Genomic DNA, 12,688 nt, shown 5'->3' on the forward strand with positions numbered 1-12,688 from the left:
TTTAGCCTCCCGCCCATGCCCTCCCCACTGTTCTCCGTCGTACTCCCCGCCTACGACCAACACCAACAGCTGAAGGACTGCCTGGACTCGCTCCTGTCGCAGTCCTTCCGCGACTTCGAGGTCGTGCTGGTCGTGGACAAGTCCCCGGACGCCCCCGAGCGCCTCAGCGAGGCGTACGAGATGCGCGATCCCCGGGTGAGCGTGCTGCGGCTGGACGCCGCCGTCGGCGTCGGGCGCAGCCGCAACGCGGGGGCCGCGCACGCCAAGGGCGAGTACCTGCTCTTCCTCGACAGCGACCACGTGGTGCAGCCCGAGGCGATGCAGGCGCTGGCCGACCGGCTGGACGAGACCGGCGAGGTAGACATCCTGCTGTTCGGGCACTCGCGCGAGTACCGGGAGCGGGTCTGGCCGGGCGGTGCGGCGAAGACCCTGGCCTCGCTCGGGTCCGAGGTCTTCGCGCCGCAGGACCGCCCCCAGGTCTTCGGCGCGCCGCCGCTGATCTGGGACCGCCTGCTGCGCCGGGAGGCCGGGCTGCCGGGCTTCCCCGACGGCCACTACGACGAGATCCCGGTGGTCCACCAGTCGCTGCTCACTGCGAAGCGGGTCGCGGTGCTGGAGCAGGACTGCGTACGGATCCGCCGCCGGCACACCCTGCACCCGACCGGCTCCCCCGGCAGCAGCCACTTCGACATCTTCGACCAGTACGGCCGCAGTTTCGAACTCCTCGACGAACACCAGGAGTTGGCCGTAGCCCGGCCGTTCCTGTTCACCCGGATGATCCGCAACTTCCTGTTCGTCTTCGACCTCGCCGGCTGCGTCCCGCGCGCCGAGCGCCCGCAGTTCTTCCACCGCGCCAACGAGTACTACCGCTCGTACCTGCCCGAGAACTACCACCGTCCGGAGGGCCGCGAGGGCATCAAGTTCTCGCTGCTGGCCAGTGGCGCCTACGCCGCCTTCGAAGTGGCCAAGCTCTCCCAGATCGCCCGCAACGCCGTCGCCCGCTCATGACCCCCGGTCCGGCCGCCCCGCTCGGGGGCATCGGGCGGCCGGACCACCCGACCTCGGCCTTCCCGGCCCAAAGCGTTGGACGCTCCGCTCCGGGGTCGGCTAGCGTTCCGCAATGACCAACCTGGAAGAGCTGCTGCACCAGCGGCTGACGACGGCGTACGAAGCGGTTTCGGGACTCTCGATCGACCCGCTCGTCCGACGATCGCAGCATGCGCACTTCCAGTCGGACGCCGCTCTCCCGCTCGCCCGCAGGATCGGCGGGAACCCACGCGAACTCGCCGCCGCGGTGGCGGCCGAGGCCCAGCTGGACGATCTCTGCTCCTCGGTCGGGATCTCCGGCCCCGGCTTCGTCAACCTGACCGTCTCCGACGCCGCGCTGGGCCGGCTGCTGGCCAAGATCGCCGACGACGACCGGCTCGGCGTCCCCCTGGTCGAGCGGCCCGAGACCGTCGTCGTCGACTACTCCGGGCCGAACGCCGCCAAGGAGATGCACGTCGGCCACCTGCGGTCCACCATCATCGGCGACGCCGCCGTCCGGCTGCTGGCGTGGCAGGGCCACACCGTCATCCGCCAGAACCACATCGGGGAGTGGGGCACCCCGTTCGGCATGCTGGTGGAACACCTGCTGGACCTCGGCGAGTCGGAGGCCGCGCACGAGCTCTCGGTCGGCGACCTCAACGGCTTCTACCAGGCCGCCCGCACCAAGTTCGACGCGGATGACGCCTTCAAGGACCGCTCGCGCAGGCGGGTGGTGCTGCTGCAGGGCGGCGACGAGACCACCCTGCGGCTGTGGCGGACCCTGGTCGAGGAGTCCAAGAAGTACTTCATGACCGTCTACGGGCTGCTGGGCGTCCGGCTGACCGCGGACGACTTCGTCGGCGAGAGCCGCTACAACGACCAACTCCACTCGGTGATGGACGAGTTGGAGGAGCAAGGTCTGCTCCGCGACAGCGCGGGCGCCCGCTGCGTCTTCCCCGGTGACCACCGCAACCGGGACGGCGAACCGCTGCCGGTCATTGTCCGGAAGAGCGACGGCGGCTTCGGGTACGGCGCCACCGACCTGGCCACGATCCGGCACCGGCTGCGGAACCTGGCCGCCACCCGGCTGCTGTACGTGGTCGGGCTGCCCCAGCAGCAGCACCTGGAGATGGTCCACCAGACCGCCCGGGAGGCCGGCTGGCTCGCGCCGCCCGCCCGCGCCGAACACATCGGCTTCGGCTCGGTGCTGGGCAGCGACGGCCGGATGCTGCGCACCCGGGCAGGCGCCTCGGTCAAGCTGGTCGACCTCCTCGAGGAGGCGGTGGCCCGGGCCTCGGCCGTCATCGCCGAGAAGAACCCCGGCCTGGACGAGGAGACCCGCTCCCGGGTCGCCCGCGCCGTCGGGATCGGCGCGGTGAAGTACGTCGACCTGTCCACCGACCGCCGCAAGGACTACGTCTTCGACTACGACCGGATGCTGTCCTTCGAGGGGAACGCCGCGCCGTACCTCCAGTACGCGCGGGCCCGGATCTGCTCGATCCTGCGCAAGGCCGGAACCGACCCCGTAAGCGGCCCCGACCGGCTGGTCATCACCGAACCGGCCGAGCGCGCCCTCGCGCTGGAACTCCTCGGCTTCGGCGGCGTGATCGCCGAAGTGGGCGAGAGCCTGGAGTTCCACCGCCTGGCCGGCTACCTGTTCGGCCTGGCCAGCGCCTTCACCGGCTTCTTCGAGAACTGCCCGGTCCTCCGCTCCGAAGGCGCCGTCCGCGAAAGCCGCCTCGCCCTCTGCGACCTCACCGCCCGCACCCTGGCCCTCGGCCTCGACCTCCTCGGCATCGAGTCCCCGGACCGGATGTGACGGACCCGCCCGCGACAGCGCCGCCCGGCCGGATCCCCGGGCCGGGCGGCGCTGCACAATGCGGGGCGCAAGGCTTGCCCCCGTCACTCGGGACCCAGCACACCCAGCCCGACCTCTTCGAACACCCTCGACCACCAGGCGTCCTCATCACCGAACGCGGCTGGATCTTCCTGCTGGGCCCGGTCCAACAACTCGGCGACGTAGTCCTCGTAGTCTTCATCGTCCTCGCTGCGGCCGGACCGGACGAAGGACTCCCACAGCCGGAGCAGACGTTGGAGCCCGTCGACCGAGGAGTTGACCAGGGCGAACCGTTGCGGACCGCCTTCGTAGCCGTAGGCCATCCACACTTCGCCCGAGTCGATCAGCACCCAGTAGGAGTTGACTCCGTCCTCGAAGACGCCGAGGCAGACGGCCTGCCCACAGGGCAGATCACGAACACGGAGCTCCAGCGCGGAGTCACGCACGAACATGCCGGTGCAGTTGACCGGAAGCCCCGGATCCACCAGCGCCCGCCCCACCTCGGGACTCACATCCGCGGAGCGAACCGCCTCCACCTCGTAGGGACGCCACGACACGGCCTCGGTGTGCTGCTCGGGACAGTCGGGCTGACCAGGCCGCTCGCTCGCACGCCATGGCGATCAACTCCGGATGCCCCAGAGCGTGTGCGGCGGTGTGAGCGAACTTGCAGCAGATCGCGTAGATGGCGAATGCTTCCTCCCGCTCCCGGCCGGTCGAGACCTCAGCCAGCGCGCGGGTCTCCCGGAGCAGATCGGGCAGTACCTTCAGGAGGGCGACGTTCGCGGCGCCATCACGTAGGCGGTGCAGCCGAACCGTCTCCTGCCACAGCTCCATGGTCGGGCGCGGCCGTCCGTCGAAGACCGGCGTCAGGTCGTAGCGGCGCAGCTCTCGGAGGATCGCCGCAGCCGACACCTGCCACTGGTTCTCGGACGCCTTCCCGGCCACGTACGGACGCTCTATCAGATCGTTCGGGTGGCAGTGCAGTACGGCGGCCAACTGGTTGATGATCCCAGCGCGGTCCAGCTCCACCCTGCCGTTCTCGACCTTGGACACCCATCCCTGGGTCCTGCCCATCGCGACGGCGAGATCGGCTTGTGCCATCCCAAGGCGTAGCCGCTGACGGCGCACCCGCCTACCGATGGTCTCGCGTTCCTCCAACACGGCGCCCTCCCTGCTGTTGCCGACTAAGAGGGACGGGGTACCCCCATTGTGGCAGTGCTCGGTTGACGCGGCCGCGCAGGCAGATCGCGCTGCTCTGAACTGGGCTCACGCCCCTCGGCGCGAGTACGGTGCCACTCCAGCAGCATGGGTTCGATGAGCTCCTACCGGCGCCGTTCCGTCACAGTCGACCAGTACTGCTGACACCGAACCGGCGAGTAATTGTCAAGAGTTGTGGATTGAGTGACGTGCGATCAGCTGCAGCGGTCGTGGGACGCTCGATCAAGCGGCGGTTCTCCGACCTGGCGGCGGGGCCGACGTGCGACCAGCGGTGATGTGAAACGGTTCGCCTGGGGTCCCCCGCGCGGGGGACTCGATGCCCATCGCAGAGATGACCACCGAACCCGTCTTGAGTCGGATCCCGGGCGTTCACCGAGCAACGAAGATCGACTCATGAGAATCAAGATGCTTCATCCCTCCCCGCCGGTCGGTGACACCGCGCGGCCCGTCCCAAGGTGGGCTATCCGCTGCGCCCAGCTCGTACCCCTCGCCGTCCTCCCGTCGTGCCTGTGGCGTCTACCGTTCGCATTCGACTACGAGATGGGCCAGGTCTACGCGGTCCACAAGACATGGCACTGGTGGGTGATCCTGTACGTCTTCGGACTCAGCCTTCTCTCCGAGGGACTGGCCTATCTCTCCTTCGGCCTGGTGGCCCGGTGGGGCGAAGTGGCACCCTCATGGCTCCCGGTCATCGGCGGCAAGCGCATTCCACCGCTCGCTGCGATCATCCCGGCCACTCTGGGCGGTCTGGCGCTGATCGCGCTGTGGGATCCGCTGCCTCTTGGCTTCCTCCACATCGGTGGGGTGGCCCAGGTCCCGTACTCGAATGGATGGTGGAAGGCGCTTGCAGCAGTGGCCACTCTCCCACTGACTCTGTGGGGCCCTCTTCTCCTGGCCGTGACGTACGCGTACTACAGGCGCCGCCGCGGAGAACCAGTCGCTTGACACGTGCCGATGCCCAAGCGCGCCCGCGAGGCGCTGGCCGTCGCGGGCCAACGAAGGTTCCCGTTCACGATGGACCAGGGCTTGTGGACTTCTTGGCTCTGTCGCGGGCAGGTCGGACAGGTCGGCTGCGGAGACCCGCTCGGCCGCGCAACGGCGTGGATAGGCTCTGACCTGGCGCGGGTCAAGTTCGAGCTCGACCTGTGATCAGGCCGCGGCGGCCTCGGGACGTTCGACCAGGATGCCGTTCTCGAACCTGGCGCCGGCGCGGACCACGGGCACGAGGGGGGCACCGGTGATCGCGCGCCAGCGGGCCTGGGCGGACTCGACCAGCTTGAACACCATCGCCAACGCGGCGGCGAGGCTGCCGGCCCCGCGGGTGACTTTGGTCCGCAGCTTGACGGTGGGGAACGTGGACTCAATCGGGTTCGTGGTCCGCAGGTGGATCCAGTACTCGGCCGGGAAGTCGTAGTACGCCAGCAGTTCCTCCCGGTCCTCGGTGATCTTCGCGACGGCCTTGGGCCACTTCGCCCCGTAGGTGCGGGCGAACACCTCGATCGCCTGCTCGGCGTGCGCCCGGTCCTCAGCGTTGTAGATCTCCCGCATCGCCTTCGTCGCGCCCGGCTGCGCGGACTTTGGCAGGGCGTTCGCGACATTCCGGGCCTTGTGCAGCCAGCACCTTTGATGCCGGGCGGCGGGGAACACCTCGGCCAGCGCCTTCCGGAGCCCCGTCGCGCCGTCGCCGACGACGAGTTCGGGGTCGTGCATGCCCCGGCGGCGGCAGTCGCGCAACAGATCCGCCCACGACTCGGTGCTCTCCCGCAGGCCCTCCGCAAGGGCGATCAGCTCCTTGGTTCCGTCCAACCGCACCCCGAGCAGGACCAGCACGCACGAGTGCGCCTGCCCGAGGCGGACCTTGGGGTGCACGCCGTCGGCCCACACGTAGACGAAGTCGCGGTCCGACAGGTCACGCTCCTGGAATGCGGCGTGGTCGTCGCCCCACTGCTTCGTCAGCCGGGTCACCGTGGCCGGCGACAGCCCGACCGCCGAGCCGAGGAACTGCTCCAGCGCCGGGACGAAGTCCCCGGACGACAGTCCGTGGAGATAGAGCAGCGGCAGCACCTCGGAGATCTTCGGCGACTTACGGCACCACGGCGGAAGGATCTTCGAGGAGAACCGCTGTCGCTCGCCCGTGGCCTCGTCCACGCGGCGGTCGTTCACGCGTGGTGCGGTGACCTCGACGGGGCCGGCCGCGGTGACCACGGTGCGGGGCCGATGGTGGCCGTTGCGGACCACGAGGCGTCGGCCGGCCTCGTCGGTCTCGGCTGCCAACCCGGCTAGGTACTGGTTGACTTCCGCCTCCAGCGCGGCGGCAAGCATCCGTCGGGCGCCCTCGCGGACGATCTCGTCGATCAGGGAGCCGGACTGGGTGGAGCCGTCATCGGTGACTACGCCGAGCACGGGCGCACCTTCCCGACCCGCGCTGCAACGCGGGCCTACTCGGTGACCGTCGAAGGATCATTCGGGAAGGTACGCCCTCCGCGTGCCCTCTCGGAACCGATCCACAGGTCTTGAGCATTGCTCGCGAACCGACCGCTACAGGGTTCTGGAGTCGAGTCCGTGCCGCAGCAACAAAAGCCGGGTAGTTGGGGAGATTCCCCTATCGGATGCCCTCCCATGCGCCGCCTCACGAAAAGGATGCCTGTATGACGAACGGCGGCCGGATCTTTCGCGAGGCATGGATCGCCGGAGTGACCAAGCACTACCCCGGCGAACCCAAGCCCGGCTACGTCGCACCGTGGGACGATACCCCGGACTGGGAACGGCAGTGCGCTGCCGCCGTGTTCGGCCAGGTCCGGGACTTCGTCCGGGTGAGCGCGGGCAACACCGCGAAGCTCAGCCGCGAGCAGAAGGGGCGCTTTGTCGCGCTGTGCTGGATTGCGCAGATCCACAAGCACATCGAGGCGCCGAAGCCGGGCTATGTCGCCAACTGGGACGACCTGCCGAAGTGGCAGCAGGAGACGGACGCGGACGTCTTCGAGCACATCGAGCGGACTGTCTGACCCTGCCGCGCTGGCCACGGCAGGAAACCCGGCCGGCCAAGTCCCCGGCGACGCCTGCCGTTCCGGGTCGAGCCGTCCCCAGCTGCCTCGCTACCTGCAGGAAGGACGCTTCATGCGCGTGGGTATCACCGGTCACCGCGGGCTGAGCGGCGAGTTGGAGCGACAGGTCCGGCGCCCGCTCGACCAGGAGGTGCGCGAACTGGCCTCCTTCGGGCTGACGGCAGTGTCCTGCGTCGCGGACGGCCCGGACACCTGGCTTGCCGAGGCGGTGCCGGCCCGTGGCGGGAGGCTGGAGGTCGTCGTCCCCGCCGCCGAGCCGTGATCTCGCTGGCTGGCGAGGTGCTGCTGGTGGAGACCGTCCGCCAAGGCGGCCTGGATGCCGCGCTGTCGGCGGCACTGGAGCCGCGGCGCAAGCCGGCGGAGGGTCCACGGCCCGGGCGGGATCTGCTCAACCTCGCGCTCGCGGGCGCACTGGGCGGGGACTGACTGGCGGGCGTGACGACAACTGCCTTCCCAGCCCGGCGCGTTCGGGCCCGCCGTGTACGACCCGACCGTCTCCCCCCGTCGACACGCTCGCCGCGGCCAGTCCCCGCGTGCTCGCAGCCGTGCATCGGACTCGGATGTCGACGTGATGCTTCACAGCCGCCGGACGCGCAGCACGCCGGTCAGCATCGGCAGAATGAACTCGCCGTGGGCGGTCTCCGGCCTGCTCGCGAGGAATGCGCGGATCCGGTCCAGCGTGGCCTCTTGTTCCTGTTCTGGCATGACGAGCATCCCCGCGCGCGTCGCGATGGTCGCGACGAGGGAGTCGGCGGTACGGCGCTGCCCGTGCGGGAACTCGGCCTGCTCCGGCGAGCCGAACCGGGCGGCCACGGCGGACTTTGGAAGGTGCATGTCCGCCGTCTCGGCGCGCCAGCTGGTGGGCGTGTCGCGCGGGCCGATGGCCGCGCTCCCGCTGACCCGCGCGAGCCCGGCAACCCACTCGACCTGGTCGTCCATGAGGTTCCACAAGCCGGCCAGGATGCCGCCGGGTGCGAGGACCCTGGCGATCTCAGGTCCCGCGACGGCCATGTCGAACCAGTGCATGGCGTTGCCGGCCAGCACGGCATCGACGGAAGCGTCCGGCAGCGGTATCGCCTCGGCACTACCCGGCAGGGCACGGACAGCCGGCAGCGAGCGGCGCAGCTCGGTCAGCATCGCCGGGTCGGGCTCGACTGCGATGACTTCGACACCCAGCGCGACCAGCGCGGCGGTCAACTTGCCGGTTCCGGCGCCGAGGTCAAGCACACGCGGGCCGGGCGCGGGTTCAAGCGCCCAACGCACCGCAGCCTGAGCGTAGTTGGGGCGGTGCTCGGCGTATGCGACCGCCGCTGCGCCGAACGACGAGGCGTGAAGTAGCCGTTCATCCTGATCCATGCGGTCACGCTATCGGTGCTGCCGGCGATCAGCGACCCCCTCACCACTTCGACGGCCCGCGTCCGATGCACTGCGTGCGTCGGCCTGGGCGGAGCAGGGCGGTGAAGACTCGTTCCCACGAGCCGTCGATCGCCCACGAACGCGGCCTTCCCGTGCCGGTCGATGCGCTCGCGATTCGGGCCGTCCGGATCGTCGACGCTCACGCCGATGCGGACCTCGCGTTCGGCGATGAACTCGCACCACGCGTCGGTGACGAGCGTAGCGATGGCCTGCATGTAGTGGTGGAGCCGCCTCACCTGGCGCAACTGTTCCTGCCAATGCGAAGCTTCCGGGCATTTCGCGTCATGCACTTGGCGACGAATACGATAAAGCTGATCAAAACACTGTTAGTTCGAGTCGGGTGCGATGCCCTTCGCCCAGGTGCACTACCCGTTCGAGAACGCGCAGTGGTCCGCGAACAGATCTGGCGCGGGCTCACCGGCGGGCGTTCGGTGCACCTGACCGACTGGCCCGCTGCAGGCGAGCTGCCGCACGACCCCGGCCTGGTCGCGGCGATGGACCGGGTGCGGCAGGCCGCGTCGGCCGCGCTGTCGCTGCGCAAGGCCTGCGGCCTGCGGGTCCGCCTGCCGTTGGCGAAGCTGACCGTCGCGGCCGCCGATGCGGCCCTGTTCGAGCCGTTCGCCGACCTTCTGCACGATGAGGTGAACGTGAAGGCGGTCGAGTTCACCACCGAGGTCAGCACGCACGGCCGCTTCGAACTGGCGGTCAACGCGCAGGCCTGCGGGCCTCGCCTCGGCCGGGACACCCAGAAGGTGATCCGGGCGGTCAAGGCGGGGGAGTGGTGCCAGGACGCCGAGGGTCGCGTGATCGCGGCCGGGATCGAGCTGCTGCCCGGCGAGTACACGCAGCGGCTGGTGGCCTGCGACCCGGACGAGAGCGCCGCGCTGCCGAACAGCAGTGGGCTGGTCGTGCTGGGCACCGCGGTGACGCCGGAACTGGTGGCCGAAGGCCTGGCCAAGGATGTCATCCGATTGGTGCAGCAGGCCCGCCGCGACGCTGACCTCGACGTGTCCGAGCGGATCGCGCTCGCCCTGGAAGCCTCCGACACCGTGCTGGCGGCGGTGCGGGCGCACGAGGAGTTCCTGGCAGGCGAGGTGCTGGCGACGTCCGTCACCTACGGCGCGGCGCCGGAGCCGACCCTGTTCGGCGCGGTGGCGGACGGCGCCAAGGTGAAGGTGCGGCTCCAGCCGGTGCAGCTTCAGCAGGACTGATCCGCCCGGCGGCCCGGGACACGGCTCCGCACGCCTCGGGCCGCCGGTCGCGTCCGACGCCGCGTCCGGCGCGGGCACTGCGGGTGCCAACAAATTCGCGATGGTCAGGGACGCTTCGCCGCCGGGGACCACTACGCGGTGGCTCCGGCGGCGGTCGAGCGGCGCAGTCCGCGGGTGGTGACGTAGGCGGCCACGGCAAGCGCGGGGACGGGGAACAGGGTGAGGGCGACGTCGTCCAAGCCCCGGCCGCTCAGCAGGAGGTTCATCAGCAGCGAGAGCACCATGTTGTTGCCCGCGTGGGCCAGTGCGGCCGGCCAGATGCTGCCGCTGCGGGTGCGCAGCCAGGCCAGCAGGCACTCCTGGCAGAGGATGGAGGCCGTCCACACCACCAGCCCGGCAGCCAGATGGGCGAAGTGCAGATAGCCGAGCAGTGCCAGCGGGTAGTGCCAGCCGGCCCAGATCAGGCCGGTGAGCAGGACCGAGAGCAGCGGCCGATCGGGCAGCAGCCGCAGTCGCAGGTAGCCGGTCCATCCGAACTCCTCGCCCCAGTAGAGCGGTGTCAGCACGGCGGCCAGCACGGTCAGCAGCAGTGGAATCGACCAGCCTGGCAAACCCGGTGCCGCGCCGGCGAGTTGGCCGAGGTCCGGACGGTGGCCGAACACTGCGGCCAGGCCGACGGCCGCACCGGCGAGCAGCAGCGGGCCGAGCCAGGCAGCCAGGTAGTACGGCCATGCCTGGCGTAGCCGTAGCGCCAACGCCGCGTCCCGGAACCCCTCGTGGGTGACCCAGCGGCGGACCACCACCGCGGCCACGGCCGGCAGCAGGGCGAACGGCAGTTGAGCCAGCGGGTTCACCAGTGAGAGCCGGAGTATCAGCCGGGCCAGCAACAGCCAGGCCCAGCCGGCGCCGAAGGTGAGGGCCAGAAACACCGCCACGCCCCTGTTCCGAGGGTTCATCAAGCATCCTTCCGTCAGTCGTTCCGGCACGATCCTGGTTCTGGAAGGCGCGGACGACATCGCGGAATGGTGGGAGATCCCGGTCCCCCGATCGGGGGAGGTAGGCCGCCCGGGCCGTGGCGATACTGGCTCCCATGGTGAGGGGAATCCGCATTCCAGGATCGGGGGCGTTGCTGCGCGGCACCACCTACAGGGGGGCGCTGTTCGCGCTGGTCGCCGTGCCGGCGAGCGTTCCGCTGATGGTTCTGGCGCTGGTCCCGGCCCTGGCCTGGCACCGTGGGCCGGATGCCGTGAAGGCGCTGGTCTTCCTGCTGCTGTGGGCGGCGCTGCTCGGCGTGCTCGGACTGGCTGGCGTCACGCGGCGGGTGCTGCTGAGGGCCGGACGGCGGCTGCTCGGCGTGCCGCTGTCGGCCCCGGCCGGCCGGCCGCGCGGGGCGGACCGCTGGCGCACCCCGCTCTGGGTGCTGCTGCACGCGGCCCTGGGCTGGGCGACCGCCCTGCTGGCCGGGATGCTGCTGCTGGCCGGACTGGTGCCGGTCGGCAGCTGGCTCGGCCTGCTGGGCAAGCCGGTAAGCGGCGAACAACTGGTCTGGTTCGGCCAGGTGGTACGGGTGCGCCAGGGCTGGCCGGGGGCCTGGGTCTGGCCAGTGGCCGCCGGTTGCCTGCTGGCGGCCGTGGCCGTCTGCGCCAAGGCGGCGGCGGTGCTGCGGCTGCTGGCACCGCGGTTGCTCGGGCTGTCGGCGGCGGAGCGGCTGGCCGCGGCGGCGCAGCGGGAGTTGCTGCTGGCCGGCCGCAACCGGCTGGCGCAGGAGCTGCACGACTCGATCGGCCACACCCTGACCGCTGCGACGATCCAGGCGGCGGTGGCCGGCGAGCTGCTGTCGGCGGATCCGGCGGCGGCCCGGGCGGCGTTGCTCGGCATCGAGCAGTCGGCCCGCGCCGCGCTGGACGATCTGGACTATGTGCTGGGCGTGCTGCGGGCGGAGGCGGCCGGTACGGCGCCGGCGCGCGGTCTGGCCGACCTGCCCGAACTTCTGGACCGGTTGCGCCACACCGGGGCGGTGGTGGACTCGGAACTGTCAGGGGACTGGGCACGGTTGCCGTGCACCTTGTCGCGCGAGGCGTACCGGATCCTGCAGGAGGGCCTGACCAATGCGCTGCGGCACGGCGGTGGCGGGCCGATCGCGGTGCGGGTGGTGGCCGGGCCCGGCGAGTTGGCCCTGGCCATCGTCAACTCGCTTGCTTCAGGGAATAGTTCCAACGGCCAACGCGGCCAACGCGGCCTGCTCGGGCTTCGGGAGCGGGTGCGGCTGCTGCAGGGCGAGTTGACGGCCGGCCCGGACGGTTCGCAGTGGCAACTGGCGGTCCGGCTGCCGGTACGGAGGTCGGCGTGACCGACCGGCCCGTCTCACTGCTGATCGCCGACGATGACGAGGTGACCCGCAACGGCCTGGGCACCCTGCTGGGTGCTCAGCCCGGTATCACGTGGCAGGCTGCCGACGGGGTCGAGGCCGTGGAGCTGGCCCGACTGCCGTCCCGAGGTCGCGTTGATGGACGTCCGGATGCCGCGCCAAAACGGCATCGAGGCCACTCGGCAGCTGCTCCAGGCCGACGGCCCGGTGCCGAAGGTCGTGGTGATCACCACGTTCGAGAACGACGGCTACGTCACCGCCGCGCCGAGCGCCGGGGCGAGCGGCTTCGTTCTCAAGCGGCTACCGGTCCGCCGTACGAAGAGCCGCGACGCCGTGACCGACGCACGTGCGGCGGCGGGCGGCGGGCTCCACGCCCGGCTGCGCGCCCTCACCCGGGTGAACCCCCACGCGTCGGCCGCCCTCCGCTGCCACTCGTACGGCTCCCCGGTGTGTGCGAAGGCGCCGCCTAGGGGTGTCCCGGAAACGCCCCTGAGAGCGGCCGACGTCCTCTCCGGTGGATCCCTTACACCCCTGAGTTGACGTCAAC

Annotated in this window: 12 protein-coding genes and 2 pseudogenes; 9 read left to right on the forward strand and 5 right to left on the reverse strand. The window is 70.6% G+C overall.

Annotated elements, in window-relative coordinates; genetic code table 11:
• Positions 1-15: 15 nt before the first annotated feature.
• Both ABD369_RS02910 and argS read left to right on the forward strand, forming a co-directional pair.
• Complete coding sequence (locus tag ABD369_RS02910; protein ID WP_344634585.1) at positions 16-1,008, forward strand: glycosyltransferase family 2 protein; 993 nt, start codon at positions 16-18, stop codon at positions 1,006-1,008.
• Positions 1,009-1,120: 112 nt separating this feature from the next.
• Positions 1,121-2,845 (forward strand): arginine--tRNA ligase, encoded by a 1,725-nt coding sequence (argS, locus tag ABD369_RS02915; RefSeq protein WP_344634586.1) that lies wholly within the window; start codon positions 1,121-1,123, stop codon positions 2,843-2,845.
• Positions 2,846-2,928: 83 nt separating this feature from the next.
• Here the strand turns inward: argS and ABD369_RS02920 are convergent, their stop codons facing one another.
• Positions 2,929-3,420 carry an SUKH-4 family immunity protein gene (locus ABD369_RS02920; protein ID WP_344634587.1) on the reverse strand — a complete coding sequence of 164 codons (492 nt, stop codon included), beginning with the start codon at positions 3,418-3,420 and terminating at the stop codon, positions 2,929-2,931.
• Between the two features lie 19 nt (positions 3,421-3,439).
• Positions 3,440-4,024 (reverse strand): annotated as a pseudogene (locus ABD369_RS02925) (helix-turn-helix domain-containing protein); the annotation flags it as partial.
• Positions 4,025-4,474: 450 nt separating this feature from the next.
• On the opposite strand from ABD369_RS02925, the gene ABD369_RS02930 reads away from it, so the two are divergent.
• Positions 4,475-5,026, forward strand: a complete 552-nt coding sequence (locus ABD369_RS02930) for a hypothetical protein (RefSeq protein ID WP_344634588.1) — start codon at positions 4,475-4,477, stop codon at positions 5,024-5,026.
• 204 nt (positions 5,027-5,230) lie between these two features.
• Here ABD369_RS02930 and ABD369_RS02935 read toward each other — a convergent pair whose 3' ends face one another.
• Positions 5,231-6,484, reverse strand: coding sequence for an IS256 family transposase (locus ABD369_RS02935; protein ID WP_344634589.1), 1,254 nt, complete (start codon positions 6,482-6,484; stop codon positions 5,231-5,233).
• A 245-nt stretch (positions 6,485-6,729) separates the two neighbouring features.
• Here ABD369_RS02935 and ABD369_RS02940 point away from each other — a divergent pair, with 245 nt between their 5' ends.
• The 3 genes and pseudogenes from ABD369_RS02940 to ABD369_RS02950 all read left to right on the forward strand — a co-directional run bounded on the left by ABD369_RS02940 (position 6,730) and on the right by ABD369_RS02950 (position 7,572).
• A complete protein-coding gene (locus ABD369_RS02940) occupies positions 6,730-7,086 on the forward strand; it encodes a hypothetical protein (protein ID WP_344634590.1) in 357 nt (118 codons plus the stop codon).
• Between the two features lie 112 nt (positions 7,087-7,198).
• Positions 7,199-7,402, forward strand: a pseudogene (locus ABD369_RS02945) (hypothetical protein); the annotation flags it as partial.
• Positions 7,403-7,404: 2 nt separating this feature from the next.
• Positions 7,405-7,572 carry a hypothetical protein gene (locus tag ABD369_RS02950; protein ID WP_344634591.1) on the forward strand — a complete coding sequence of 56 codons (168 nt, stop codon included), beginning with the start codon at positions 7,405-7,407 and terminating at the stop codon, positions 7,570-7,572.
• A 150-nt stretch (positions 7,573-7,722) separates the two neighbouring features.
• Here the strand turns inward: ABD369_RS02950 and ABD369_RS02955 are convergent, their stop codons facing one another.
• Complete coding sequence (locus ABD369_RS02955) at positions 7,723-8,502, reverse strand: class I SAM-dependent methyltransferase (protein WP_344634592.1); 780 nt, start codon at positions 8,500-8,502, stop codon at positions 7,723-7,725.
• 101 nt (positions 8,503-8,603) lie between these two features.
• On the opposite strand from ABD369_RS02955, the gene ABD369_RS02960 reads away from it, so the two are divergent.
• Positions 8,604-9,773 (forward strand): DUF5915 domain-containing protein, encoded by a 1,170-nt coding sequence (locus tag ABD369_RS02960; protein ID WP_344634593.1) that lies wholly within the window; start codon positions 8,604-8,606, stop codon positions 9,771-9,773.
• Positions 9,774-9,904: 131 nt separating this feature from the next.
• On the opposite strand, the gene ABD369_RS02965 is transcribed toward ABD369_RS02960, so the two are convergent.
• Complete coding sequence (locus ABD369_RS02965; RefSeq protein WP_344634594.1) at positions 9,905-10,729, reverse strand: CPBP family intramembrane glutamic endopeptidase; 825 nt, start codon at positions 10,727-10,729, stop codon at positions 9,905-9,907.
• 134 nt (positions 10,730-10,863) lie between these two features.
• On the opposite strand from ABD369_RS02965, the gene ABD369_RS02970 reads away from it, so the two are divergent.
• Both ABD369_RS02970 and ABD369_RS41050 read left to right on the forward strand, forming a co-directional pair.
• Positions 10,864-12,123 carry a sensor histidine kinase gene (locus ABD369_RS02970; protein ID WP_344634595.1) on the forward strand — a complete coding sequence of 420 codons (1,260 nt, stop codon included), beginning with the start codon at positions 10,864-10,866 and terminating at the stop codon, positions 12,121-12,123.
• 168 nt (positions 12,124-12,291) lie between these two features.
• Positions 12,292-12,681, forward strand: coding sequence for a response regulator (locus ABD369_RS41050; protein ID WP_425557523.1), 390 nt, complete (start codon positions 12,292-12,294; stop codon positions 12,679-12,681).
• Positions 12,682-12,688 lie beyond the last annotated feature (7 nt).

The sequence above is a fragment of the Kitasatospora cystarginea genome, assembly GCF_039533515.1.
GTDB lineage: Bacteria > Actinomycetota > Actinomycetes > Streptomycetales > Streptomycetaceae > Kitasatospora > Kitasatospora cystarginea.

Bases quoted from the DNA above. Each gene is read 5' to 3' on its own strand.
- ABD369_RS02910 (WP_344634585.1), top strand. From the start codon at position 16: ATGCCCTCCCCACTGTTCTCCGTCGTACTCCCCGCCTACGACCAACAC.
- argS (WP_344634586.1), top strand. From the start codon at position 1,121: ATGACCAACCTGGAAGAGCTGCTGCACCAGCGGCTGACGACGGCGTAC.
- ABD369_RS02930 (WP_344634588.1), top strand. From the start codon at position 4,475: ATGAGAATCAAGATGCTTCATCCCTCCCCGCCGGTCGGTGACACCGCG.
- ABD369_RS02940 (WP_344634590.1), top strand. From the start codon at position 6,730: ATGACGAACGGCGGCCGGATCTTTCGCGAGGCATGGATCGCCGGAGTG.
- ABD369_RS02955 (WP_344634592.1), bottom strand. From the start codon at position 8,502: ATGGATCAGGATGAACGGCTACTTCACGCCTCGTCGTTCGGCGCAGCG.
- ABD369_RS02965 (WP_344634594.1), bottom strand. From the start codon at position 10,729: ATGAACCCTCGGAACAGGGGCGTGGCGGTGTTTCTGGCCCTCACCTTC.
- ABD369_RS02970 (WP_344634595.1), top strand. From the start codon at position 10,864: ATGGTGAGGGGAATCCGCATTCCAGGATCGGGGGCGTTGCTGCGCGGC.
- ABD369_RS41050 (WP_425557523.1), top strand. From the start codon at position 12,292: ATGCCGCGCCAAAACGGCATCGAGGCCACTCGGCAGCTGCTCCAGGCC.